The sequence below is a fragment of the Streptomyces rugosispiralis genome (assembly GCF_024505145.1).
GTDB classification, from domain to species: domain Bacteria; phylum Actinomycetota; class Actinomycetes; order Streptomycetales; family Streptomycetaceae; genus Streptomyces; species Streptomyces rugosispiralis.
In genome coordinates, this window is record NZ_JANIAA010000015.1 from 1 (window position 1) to 11,910 (window position 11,910).

Annotated in this window: 8 protein-coding genes; 2 read left to right on the plus strand and 6 right to left on the minus strand. The window is 71.0% G+C overall.

The window, feature by feature from the left end; all coding sequences use genetic code 11:
* From NP777_RS22610 to NP777_RS22625, 4 genes are all read right to left on the minus strand, one after another.
* A partial coding sequence (locus NP777_RS22610; RefSeq protein WP_391858552.1) for a type I polyketide synthase occupies nt 1–3,105 on the minus strand: 3,105 nt, incomplete at its 3' end.
* Nucleotides 3,106–3,450: 345 nt separating this feature from the next.
* Complete coding sequence (locus NP777_RS22615) at nt 3,451–4,998, minus strand: PH domain-containing protein (protein WP_256651999.1); 1,548 nt, start codon at nt 4,996–4,998, stop codon at nt 3,451–3,453.
* Nucleotides 4,995–5,495 (minus strand): PH domain-containing protein, encoded by a 501-nt coding sequence (locus NP777_RS22620; RefSeq protein ID WP_256652000.1) that lies wholly within the window; start codon nt 5,493–5,495, stop codon nt 4,995–4,997. The genes NP777_RS22615 and NP777_RS22620 overlap by 4 nt, the downstream gene beginning before the upstream one ends.
* A 78-nt stretch (nt 5,496–5,573) precedes the next feature.
* A complete protein-coding gene (locus NP777_RS22625; protein ID WP_256652001.1) occupies nt 5,574–6,140 on the minus strand; it encodes a hypothetical protein in 567 nt (188 codons plus the stop codon).
* Between the two features lie 167 nt (nt 6,141–6,307).
* Between NP777_RS22625 and NP777_RS22630 the strand changes: the two genes are divergently transcribed.
* Nucleotides 6,308–7,552 (plus strand): sensor histidine kinase, encoded by a 1,245-nt coding sequence (locus tag NP777_RS22630; RefSeq protein WP_256652002.1) that lies wholly within the window; start codon nt 6,308–6,310, stop codon nt 7,550–7,552.
* The gene (locus NP777_RS22635) at nt 7,545–8,192 is read left to right on the plus strand and encodes a response regulator (RefSeq protein ID WP_256652003.1); all 648 of its coding nucleotides are present in this window, start codon (nt 7,545–7,547) and stop codon (nt 8,190–8,192) included. Before NP777_RS22630 ends, NP777_RS22635 begins: the two co-directional genes overlap by 8 nt.
* A 10-nt stretch (nt 8,193–8,202) precedes the next feature.
* On the opposite strand, the gene NP777_RS22640 is transcribed toward NP777_RS22635, so the two are convergent.
* Nucleotides 8,203–11,016, minus strand: coding sequence for a helix-turn-helix transcriptional regulator (locus tag NP777_RS22640; protein WP_256652004.1), 2,814 nt, complete (start codon nt 11,014–11,016; stop codon nt 8,203–8,205).
* A gap of 105 nt (nt 11,017–11,121) precedes the next feature.
* Nucleotides 11,122–11,883 carry a thioesterase II family protein gene (locus tag NP777_RS22645; RefSeq protein ID WP_256652139.1) on the minus strand — a complete coding sequence of 254 codons (762 nt, stop codon included), beginning with the start codon at nt 11,881–11,883 and terminating at the stop codon, nt 11,122–11,124.
* Nucleotides 11,884–11,910: the final 27 nt, after the last annotated feature.

The following is an 11,910-nucleotide window of genomic DNA, read 5'->3' on the forward strand; positions in this document are numbered from 1 at the left end:
AGCACCACCAGGCACAGCCCCCGACGCCGCCGGGACCGGGGCGTTGAGCCAGTACTGCTGGCGCTGGAAGGCATAGGTGGGCAGGTCGATCACGCGGGCGCCGGTGGTGGCGTACGGGGCGGCCCAGTCGGCCTTCTTGCCCCGGACGTACGCCAGCGCGACAGCGGCCGTCAGGGTCTCCGCCTCGGGGCGCCCGCCGCGCAGCGCGGCGGCGTACGCGGTGCCGTCGGCGTCGGGCAGACAGTCCTGGGCCATGGCGGTGAGCACGGCGTCGGGGCCGAGCTCCAGGAAGGTGGTGGCGCCCTTGTCGGCCAGGGTGTGCACACCGTCGAGGAAGCGGACTGCCTCGCGGACGTGGCGCACCCAGTACTCGGGCGAGCACAGCTCCTCGGCGGTGGCGACGCGCCCGGTGACGGTGGAGACCACGGGGATGCGCGGCGGCGCGTACTCCAGCACCTGGGCGACGCGCCGGAATTCGGCGAGCATGCCGTCCATCAGCGGGGAGTGGAACGCGTGGCTGACGGTGAGCCGCTTGGTCTTACGGCCCCGCTCCTCGAAGGACGCCGCGATATCCAGCGCGTCCTCCTCGGCGCCGGAGACGACGACGGAGTGGGGGCCGTTGATCGCGGCGATGCCGATCCGGTCCTCGCGCCCGGCGAGCAGCGGCAGCACCTCGTCCTCCGACGCCTGCACCGCGACCATCGCGCCACCGGCCGGAAGCTCCCGCATCAGCCGGCCACGGGCGGCGACCAGGGCGGCGGCGTCCTCCAGGGACAGCACGCCCGCCACATGGGCGGCCGCGAGTTCGCCGATGGAGTGTCCGGCGAGCAGCTCGGGGCGCAGCCCCCAGGACTCGAGGAGGCGGTAGAGCGCGACCTCGATGGCGAACAGGGCGGGCTGGGTGTAGTCGGTGCGGTCCAGGAGGGCGGCCTCGGGGCTGCCCTCCTCGGCGAAGAGGACGTCGAGGAGCGGGAGTTCGAGCTGCTCCTCGAGGTACCAGCAGGCGTCGTCGAGGGCTTCGGCGAAGACGGGGTAGGCGGCGTGCAGCTCGCGGCCCATGCCGAGGCGCTGGCTGCCCTGTCCGGTGAACAGCAGGGCGAGCTTTCCGGCGGCCGGGGCGCCGCGCACGACCGACGGCCCGTCGCCACCGTCGGCGAGGGTGCGCAGGGCGGTGCGGAAGCCGTCGCGGTCACCGGCGAGGAGCACGGCGCGCTGTTCGAAGGTGGCGCGGGTGGTGGCCAGGGAGTGGCCGATGTCGGTGAGCGCGAGGCCGGGGTCGGCCTCCAGCAGCGCGTGCAGCCGCTCGGCCTGGCCCTGGAGGGCCTCGGTGGTCTTCGCGGAGAGGGCCCAGGGCAGCAGAGCGGGTTCCGTAGAGCCCTCGGGCTCCTCGGGCTCCTCGGGCTCGTTCCGCTCCGCGTCCTCGACCGGCGGCTGCTCGATGATGGCGTGCGCGTTGGTGCCGCTCATGCCGAACGACGAGACGCCCGCGCGGCGCGGGCGGTCGCTCTCCGGCCAGGGCCGCGCCTCGGTCAGCAGCTCGATGTCACCGGCGGTCCAGTCGACATGCGGGGTCGGCTCGTCCACGTGCAGCGTCCGTGGCAGCACCCCGTGCCGCATCGCCATGACCATCTTGATGATGCCGCCGACACCGGCCGCCGACTGGGTGTGGCCGATGTTGGACTTGAGCGAGCCGAGCCACAGCGGCCGGTCCGCCTCGCGGTCCCGGCCGTAGGTGGCGAGCAGCGCCTGGGCCTCGATGGGGTCGCCGAGCGTCGTACCGGTGCCGTGGGCCTCGACGGTGTCCACGTCGGCGGCCGTCAGTCCGGCGTTGGCGAGGGCCTGCCGGATGACGCGCTGCTGGGCGGGGCCGCTGGGGGCGGTGAGGCCGTTGCTGGCGCCGTCCTGGTTGATGGCGGTGCCACGGACGACGGCGAGGACCCGGTGGCCGTGTCGGCGGGCCTCCGAGAGCCGCTCGACGAGCAGCATGCCGACGCCCTCGCCCCACGCGGTGCCGTCGGCCGCGGCGGCGAACGGCTTGCAGCGGCCGTCGGGGGCGAGGCCGCGCTGGCGGCTGAAGGCGATGAACGAGCCGGGGTTGGCCATGACCGCCGCGCCGCCGGCGAGCGCCATGGTGCACTCGCCCGCGCGCAGCGCCTGGACGGCCAGGTGGAGCGCCACCAGCGAGGAGGAGCAGGCGGTGTCGACGGTGACGGTGGGGCCTTCGAAGCCGAAGGTGTAGGCGATCCGGCCGGAGGCGACGCTGGCGGCGTTGCCGGTGACCAGATAGCCCTCGAAGCCCTGCTCGGCCTCGTGCAGCCGGGGGCCGTAGTCCTGGGTCTCGGCGCCGACGAACACACCGGTCCGGCCGCCCCGGACGGTCGCGGGGTCGATACCGGCGCGTTCGAAGACCTCCCAGGAGGTCTCCAGCAGCAGCCGCTGCTGCGGATCCATCGCGAGGGCCTCGCGCGGGGAGATTCCGAAGAACGCCGGATCGAACTCGGCGGCGTCGTGCAGGAATCCGCCTTCGCGGGTATAGCTGCTGCCCGGCCGGTCCGGGTCGGGGTCGTAAAGTCCGGCGAGATCCCAGCCCCGGGTCACCGGGAATTCGGAGATGACGTCTTTTCCGCCCGCGACGATTTCCCACAGTTCCTCGGGAGAGCCGACCGCACCGGGGAACCGGCAGCTCATTCCGACAATGGCGATGGGTTCGTCGGCGGCCATCGGGCCCATTCCGGCGTCGGCCGGGGAAGTGTCGGAGTCGTCGTCCGCGCCGAGCAGTTCGGCCCGCACATGGCGGGCGAGGTCGGCGGGGGTGGGGTGGTCGAAGGCGAGGGTGACCGGCAGCCGCAGTCCGGTGGCGGCGGTCAGCCGGGCGTGCAGATCGACCGTGGCGAGGGAGTCGAAGCCCAGGTCGAGGAAGGGGCGCTCGGGGTCGAGGACATCCGGCGCCTTGTCCTTGAGGGCTTGTTCGACGATCTCGCCGACCCAGGTGGCCAGGGCCTCGGCGCGCTCGGCCTCGGGGAGCGCGGCGAGCCGGTCACGCCACGGGGACGCCCCTTCGGGACTCGTCCCCCCCTTTTCGGTGTGCTCGGGCGTGAAATCCACGGACTCACTCACCATCGCGCGCCCCATTACCCTCGCAGACATAACACCAAGACCGTACGTCAGCTTTACACAGGGCAGGGCGACCAGAAACCCCTTCAAACCCCCTATGGACCCCTATCATCTCTTTGGGGTCCCGTATCCGAGGGGTATCGCGCAATGGCCACCGTTAATTCACCAGAGTGCATGAGAATTCCGGTCGCGACAAGGATCTCGAGCAAATAATGCGCCCAGTATTCAGTCTTTCAGAGATGGAGGGGCTCGGAGGTGGCGGGGTTCAGAGGTGGAGGGGCGGCCTTTCGGTCCGCCCCTCCACCTCTCGGGGGATCGCCAGTTGGTCTCGGGGGGTCAGCCGCGGTCGGGGGCTCTCTCGATGAACGGGGCCAGCAGCCCCGGTACCGCGGTCTCGGCGAGGGCGATTCCCTGGCCTTCGGTCAGGTCGTGCACGTGGTAGACGCCTTCGCCCGCGGCGGTGGTGGCGCCGAGGGTGATCAGCCCGGCCCGGCGCTGGAAGGGCGTCCGGGAGAACTTCCAGCCGACGATCGCGTCGCGCTGGAGGGCGACGGTGCGGCGGGCGAACGCGCCGGAGCAGGCGGCCAGATAGCGGTCGCGCAGCCCGTGGCCGAGGCTGTGGTAGGCGCTGAAGGCGAACGCCACCAGGAGCGGCACCAGCACCACGCCGGTGATCACGCCGGTGATGACGAGCCACTCGCCCAGCCACAGGCCCAGGCCCACCGGGACGGCCGCGATCAGGACCGACCACATGAGGGCGCGGTTGATCCGGCGCCGCAGGGCCGCCTTGGGGTGCGCGAGGAGGCCCTTGCGCTCGATCAGCCCGGGGCCGGTCGGCAGCGCCTGGGCGGCGACCCGCATGGCCTCGTCGCGCGGGGCGGGCGGGGTCAGTCCGCGGCGCCTGCGGTTGTCCTCCTGATTGCCCAGGCCGCTGGCGACGGCGTTGAGCTTGGCGCCCCTGGCCCAGCGCAGCGGGACGGGCTCGACGAGTTCGAGGCCGCGCAGATGGCGTTCCTCGATGCTCACGGAGCGGGTGGCCAGCAGTCCGCGGCGGATGCGGAGGATTCCGCCGTCCTCGCGGCGCAGTTCGTAACCGGCCCAGTTCTCGATGAAGGTGGCGGAGGAGCCGATCATGCCGAGGACGACGATGACGACGACGGCCAGCAGGATTCCGTACCAGAGCGGAATGGTGCCGAAGCGGTCCTCGAGGTCCTTGACGACGCCGAGGTCGAGCGGGTTCACCTGGAGTTCGCTCAGGGTGCGGTACGTACTGGCGGCGGCGATGAAGACACCGCCCACGCCCCAGACGGTCAGCGGGCCGTAGCGCAGCCAGGACCAGTCCAGCCGGCTGAGCACACCGTCGCTGTCGGCCACCGGCCGGGCCCGGCCGGCGTCGCGCAGCGCGATGATCTGGCGGCGCAGCTCCACCGCGTCGGCCTTGGTGATGCCGTCGAGGGCGAGCCTGCGGGCGGCGGCGTCGCTCTGGTCCCCGCTGTCGATGCGCAGCGTGGTGAGGCCGAAGATCCGGTGCACCGGGTTGGCGGTGACGTCGACACCGCGGATGCGGCCGATCGGGACCGAGCGCTCGCTGCGGAAGAGCAGCCCGGTGTGGAGCTCGAAGCGGTCCTCGGTGAGCCGGTAGCAGGTGGTGAACAGCCGCATCAGCCCGATGCCGCTGATGACCAGGAAGGTCACGAACAGCGAGCCGAGGGTGATGATGACCTGGAGGTTGGTCTTGCCTCCGGTGACCGCGAGGCTGGCCAGGAACATGGCCACCGGCGCGGCGAGGATGGAGAGGTTGACCAGGAGCAGCCGCCCGTTGAGCCGCCCCCAGTCGCGGCCCGCCGCGTGGAGGTCCGGCCGCACGGTGGTCTCGGAGCTCATGTGGCGTCTCCCGGCACGGCCTGGGTGCACTTGGCCAGGTACTCCACCAGGTCCCCGGCCAGCTTGTGGTCGATGCCCTTGATCTTCACCGCGCCCGCGGCGGAGGCGGTGGTCACGGTGACACCGGAGAGCCCGAACAGCTGCTGGATCGGGCCGCGCAGGGTGTCCACCGTCTGCACCCGGGACAGCGGCACGACCCGCCACTGCTGCCAGAGCCAGCCGGAGGCCGCGTAGACCGCCTCGTTGGTGGCCTCCCAGCGGTGGACCCGGTAGCGCCAGGCCGGCATGACGGCCATGTAGAGCAGCCCGGGGACCAGCGAGATCAGCGTGGCCCACATGAAGAACTCACGCGTGGGGGGAATGGAGGCCCACAGGATCCCGAAGACGAGCGGCAGGGGCAGGGCGAAGAGTGCGGACTGCAGCGTCCACCAGCCGATCGCACGGCGGTCGACCCGGTGCCGGGGCGGTCGGAGCCTCAGATTGTCATGGCTTTCCACTGCTTCACCCTGCTCTTGCGTCTGACGGGTGCCGGGACGGTGCCCGGCGGGGGTTGGTGGCCTATGAAATCAGGCGGCTCAGACCGACGCACCGGTGACGGTCTGCCGCGGCAGCTGACCGGTTCCGGTGTTCTGGTCCTTCAGCTTGCGCATCTTGGCCAGCAGCACGGCGGTTCGGGTCAGCACCATGGCCAGCGACATGAAGACGAAGGCGTTGGCGTAGGTGTCCTGGCCGCTGATCTTGTAGTCGATGGAGAACTTGACCAGGTCCATGGTGAACCAGTGCTCGGCGCCGTAGGCGAAGAGGACGCGTCCGCCGGAGAGGACGATCCACACCAGGGCGTAGCCGATGCCACCGATGGTGTAGAGCTCACCGGACGTGGCGTCCTTGTAGGCGGGCAGCAGCACTCCGGCGATCAGACCGCAGATGACGCCGGTGCCGACGCCCACGAGCTGCAGGGAAATGTCGTTGCCCTTGGTCGGGAAGGAGTCGACGAAGATCGCGATGACCACGGCCACGGCGATGACCGAGCGCACCATCCGCATCGTGGTGATGCGGCGGCGGCCGATGTCGGTCGCCAGGATGATGATCAGGATCGTGCCACTGGCGATCAGTGCGGACAGGAACTGGCTCATCTGTGGCATATGCGACGTTCTCCAAGCCAAAAGGGGATGTGCGTTCGGTGTGACGGTGCTCCGCCTCGCCTAGCTCAACGCTAGAAGCGGGCGAGCCACGGCGAGACGACTGAACGGTGGGTTCCGACTGTCAACCGTCCGGTGGACACGGTGGACACGCGTGGTAGTACTGAGCCGTGCGCAATCACTCTCCGGGGGACGGCTCGCAGACCGGGGCGTACTACGGTCCCGAGTCCGGCACCCGCTGGTTCGGCCTGTGGGACGGCTTCTTCGCCGTCTCCTATCTCGTTACGGCGGTCCTGCTCTTCCTCTCCGGCGGCTCGCAGGTCAACCACTCCATCCCGATCGCCGCGCTGACCCTCATCGTGCCCTGGTACGCGGCGGTCGGCCGGACGCTGATGATCGAGGACACCTACGGACCGCGGAACCTGGTCTTCGCGGCGGGCCTGGTGACGCTGTTCTGTCTCACCACGGCGTTCAACCTCATCGGCGCGTTCGCGCTGTTCGCGGTCATCCCGATGCTGATCATGAGCCTGCCGATGGCCTCGGCGGTGGTGCTGGCCACGGTGGCCAATCTCTGCCCCGTGCTGGTGGTGGCGTTCACCGGTGCGGACCTGGGGCTGAGCGTCCTGGGTGTGCTGCCCATCTCGCTGCTGAGCATCGCGCTGTCGGTGCTGCTGGGGATGTGGATCAAGCGGGTGGTGCGGCAGAGCAAGGAGCGCGGACTGCTCATCGAGGAGTTGCGGCACAGCCGGGAGCGGGTGGCCAGGCTCTCCCACGAGGCCGGTATCTCGGCCGAGCGCGAGCGGCTGGCCCGGGAGATCCACGACACCCTGGCGCAGGGCCTGACCAGCATCATCAGCCTGGTGCAGGCGGCCGAGTCGGAGGTGCGCGCGGCCCCGGACCAGGCGGTGGACCATCTGTCGCTGGCCGGGCGGGTGGCCAAGGAGTCGCTCGCCGAGGCCCGGGGCTTCGTGGCCGCCCTCACCCCGCCCGCGCTGCGTGGCGGTTCGCTGTCCCAGGCGGTGCGGCGGCAGGCGGAGGGCCTGATCGCCGAGACCGGCCTTGAGGTGCGGTGTTCGGTGATGGGCGAGGAGAAGTCGCTGCCGATGGCGGTGAACGTGGTGCTGCTGCGTACGGTGCAGGAGGCCATCGCCAATGTGCGCAAGCACGCCAAACAGGCCCGTACGGTCGATGTGATCGTGGTCTTCGACCAGGACGGCGTCCGGCTGATGGTCCGCGACGACGGCGAGGGGTTCACCCCGGACGGCGGCCAGGAAGGCTACGGGCTGCGCGGTATGCAGGCCCGGGTGGCGGAGATCGACGGGGTGGCGTCCGTCACCAGCGGCCCCGGACGGGGCACCACCGTGGAGGTGAGCGTGCCGATGACGGCGCCGGCCGGGGAGGAGTCGCGTGGCTGACAGCACGCCGGGCGGGTCGAGCCCGATCAGGGTCCTGCTGGCCGACGACCATCCCGTGGTGCGGGAGGGGCTGAGCGCCATGCTGGAGTCCGCCGAGGGGATCACGGTGGTCGGGCAGGCCGGTTCCGGTGAGGAGGCGGTGGTCCAGGCGGTCGCGCTGCGGCCGGACATCACCCTGCTGGATCTGCGCATGGGCGGAATGGACGGGGTCGAGGCCACCGGTCAGATCCTGCGCCAGGTGCCAAGCTGCAAGGTGGTCATCGTGACCACGTACGAGGACGACTCCGACATCCTGCGCGCGGTGGAGGCGGGCGCCGCGGGCTATCTGCTGAAGGGCAGTTCACGTCAGGAGCTGATCGACGCGGTGCAGACCGCGGCGCGTGGCGAGACCGTGCTCACCCCGTCCCTCGCGGGCAAGCTCTTCCGCCCCCGGGCGCCCGAGCCGTCCCCGCTCTCCGGCCGTGAGCGCGAGGTGCTGCGGCTGGTCGGCCGGGGGCTGACCAACGCCGAGATCGGCGCCGAGCTGTTCGTCAGCGAGGCCACGGTCAAGACGCATCTGCTGCGGTCGTATCGGAAACTCGGTGTGTCCGACCGCACGGCCGCGGTGATGAAGGCCATGGAACACGGCTTGTTGAGCTGAGCGGACCCCGCTACACCGTCCCCGTGAGGCTGCTGTCGGAGAGCTTCGCGGGGAGGTCGCGGCGGCGCTTGACGTTCAGCTTGCGGTAGATGCGGGTCAGGTGCTGCTCCACCGTGCTGACGGTGACGAACAGCTTGGACGCGATCTCCCGGTTGGTGTTGCCGTGCGCGGCCAGCACCGCGATCCGCACCTCCGCCTCGGTCAGCGCCTCCACATCGCGCTGCGCCTCGGTCCCCGGGCCCGGCTGCGCGGCGGCCGCCGCGAGCTCGCCGGGGTCCGCGTGCCGGGGCATCAGCTCACGGCAGAGCGGATCGGCGCCGCAGGTCTTGGCCACGTGCCAGGCCTTGCGGACGAGCACCCGGCCCCGGTTGAAGTCGCCCAGCGAGCGGTACGCGCGGCCGAGTTCACCGAGGGCGACGGCCAGCTGGACGCGGTCGTCGCCACCCTCCAGGATCTCCACGGCCTCCTTGAGCCGGGGCACCCGGCGCTTGAGCTCGTCGGTGCGGGCGAGCACGACCAGCAGCGCGCCGCGCAGCCGGGCGTCCTCCGGGCCCAGCCGCAACTGCTCCTCGGCCAGGGCGCGGGCGCGTGCCGGGTCGCCGAGGGCCAGCCAGGTCTCGGCGGCGTCCAGCCGCCAGGGGCTCAGCAGCGGGATGTCCATCCGCCAGGCGGCCATCAGCTCACCGGCGGCCGTGAAGTCGCCGAGCGCGGCGTGGTAGCGGCCGGTGGCCAGGTGGCAGCGGCCTCTGGCGCGCAGGTAGAAGAGCCCGGGGAGGGTCTGGAAGAGCTCCTCGGGCAGGGGTTGTTCGAGCAGCGCCATGGCCTCGTCGTAGTGGCCCATCCCGGTCTCGGCCTGGATCAGGGTGGACAGCAGCAGTCCGATGCCCACACCCCAGCCCTGGACCGAGATCCGTGACATCGCGGTGCGCGCCTGGTGCGCGGCGACCTGCAGATCGCCCTGGCGCAGCGCGATTTCGGCCCGTACGGCGGACAGCAGCGCCTGCCAGGTGGGCACGCGGCGGGAGGAGCATTCGCCCTGCAGCCGCTCGCACCAGGACAGGGCGAGGTCGAGCCGGCCGGCCAGCACGAGTGCCATCAGCGCCACGGCCAGCGGCTGGAGGGTGCTGTCGCTCAGGTGGTAGCGCTGCAGCACCCGCTCGGCCTCGATGACGGCGCGGTCGGCCTGGCCCTCGGTGAGCACGGCGGACATGGTGGCGGCGGCGTGGGCGTGGGCCAGGTCGGCCATGTCGCGCGGGGCTCCGGCGGTGGTCCCGGTGGCGCCGGTCCCGACGGTGGGGAGGCGGTCGCGCAGCGGGGGGCTGAGCATGGTCAGCCACTGGGCGGAGGCGGAGACGGCGGCGGTCATCGCGCAGTCGTCACCGGTGGCGGCCGAGCGGGCCAGCGCGGAAACGGCGCCGGCCGCCGCGTCCAGCCGTCCCGACCAGGCGAGGTAGGACGTGATCGGAGCGACGTCGCGCGGGGCGAGCCGGCCCCGCTCGGCGTCCTCGGTGAGCTCCGGCAGATGGCTTTCGGCGGTGGCCGGGCCGATCCGCCACGCGACGCTGACCAGGCGGGCCTTGAGCGCGGTGCGCTCGGAGCCGGGCGCGCAGGCGTGGTGGGCGCATTCGAGGCAGCGCAGCGCGAACTCCAACTCCTCCTCGACCAGGGCGAATTCGGCGGCCTCGCGGAGAACGGGGACGGTCCAGCGCTCGGCGTCCTGCCGGGCGGAGACCAACTGCCGGGCCACGTCGAGCGCGGAGGCGCCGTCGGCGTGCAGCAGCCGGGCGGCGCGGGCGTGCAGCGCGCCGCGTGCGGTGGCGGGGGTCGCGTCGAGCACTGCGGTACGGGCCACCTCGTCGCGGAAGGCGTTGTGCTCCAGGATGGCGCACTGGTGCAGGTCCTGGACGCCCTGCTGGACCGTGCTGGCGCTGAGGTCCAGGAGCTGGCCGAGCAGCCGCGGGGAGCGGGCGTCGCCGAGGACGGCCACCCCGCGGGCGATCCGCAGCACCTCGGGCTCGCCGCGGTGCAGACAGCCGAGAACGGCGTGGGCGAACGCCTCGCCGGGCGCGGGGCGCTGCTGGGCCTCGCCGTGCTCGCCGACGGTCCGCCAGTCCTCCAGCAGGGCGCGCAGCAGCAGCGGGTTGCCGCCGGAGACGCGGTGGCATTCGGGGGCGAGGCGGGCGGCGACGGTGGCGGACAGGGTGCCGGAGAGCGCCTCGGCGACGCCCGACTCGGTGAGCATGTGCAGCCGCATGCGCACGCAGTTGGGCTGACGGAGCAGTTCGGCGTGGAAGGTGAACTGTTCCTGGCGAAGTCGGGGGGATTCGGTGAGGACGATGAGAACCTTCGCCTGACGCACCCGCCGGGCCAGATGAAGCAGGAATTGCAGGGACTGGTCGTCGCCGCAGTGCACATCGTCGACAAGGACGACAAGTGTGCGATCGTCGACCATCCGCAGCAACGCCGAGGAAATCTGGGACATCACGTGCATGCGCCCCGCGGCGGTGCTTTCCAGCGCGTTTCCGTCAAGCAGCGCGATCACTTCGGATCGCACATCGGCGGACATCGCACCGCTATCGAAAATCTTTCGGACAATTCCGAAGGGAAGGTCCCGCTCGGCCCGCGAACCGGTCGCTTCCAGGAGCAACGCACCGCTTTCGATGGCCTGTTCGGCAAAGGTGTTCAGCAGTGTGGTCTTGCCACTGGCCACCGCACCGCTGACAAGTGCCAGCCGACCCCGGCCCTGCGTCGCGCCGCGCAGCATTTCACGCAGCGCGGAGAGGTGGTTCTCCCATTCGAAGAGGTTCGCAGGCAAAGAATTCATCCCCCGATGAAGCCACGTGATGCCCCCAGCGGACCGCCGGAGGCATCGAGCGTGACGAGTGGTGTTTTCCAGAGCGTCGGGCAGGTACCTGATGAGGCGGACGACTCAGGGTCTCGACCCCGAAAGCGCCTCCGCGACGAGACTCATAATCGGCCCTTGATGCCCGGCCAAGAAGAAGTGGCCCCCCGGGAACACCCGGATATGACACGCGCCGGTGGTGTGCGACCGCCAGGCCTCCGCCTCCTCGAGGCTGGTCCTGGGGTCGTTGTCGCCGGTCAGCACGGTGATCGGCGAGCGGACGGCGGCGCCGGGCACCGAGCGGTAGGTCTCGATCGCCTTGTAGTCACCGCGAATCGCCGGCATCGCCATGCGCAGGATCTCCTCATTTCCGAGGACGCGGGAATCGGTGCCGCTCAGCAGCTTCATCTCGCGTACGACGCCGTCGTCATCGCGCCGGTGCACATTCTCGTCGCGGTAACGGGACGGCGCCCGGCGGCCGGAGGCGAAGAGGGCGAGCGCGGAGAACTCCGGATCGGCCTCCTCCAGCCGGCGGGCCACCTCGAACGCGAGAACGGCGCCCATGCTGTGCCCGAAGAAGACGACCGGGAGATCGAGCCAGGGCTTCAACTCCGCGGCGATGGTGTCGGCGTACTCGTCGATGTTCTCGATCAGCGCGTCCTGCCGCCGGTCCTGACGCCCCGGATACTGCACGCAAAGGACATCGGCGGACGACGAAAGCGTTTGGGACATCGGGAAGAAGAACGACGCCGAACCCCCGGCATGGGGCAGACAGACCAGACGGGCGCGACTCTCTGGCATCGGATGGAATCGTCGTATCCAGACGCTGTCTTCTCGCTGTGCACCCATGCGTAGGGAAAGTCTTTCACTCGTCAA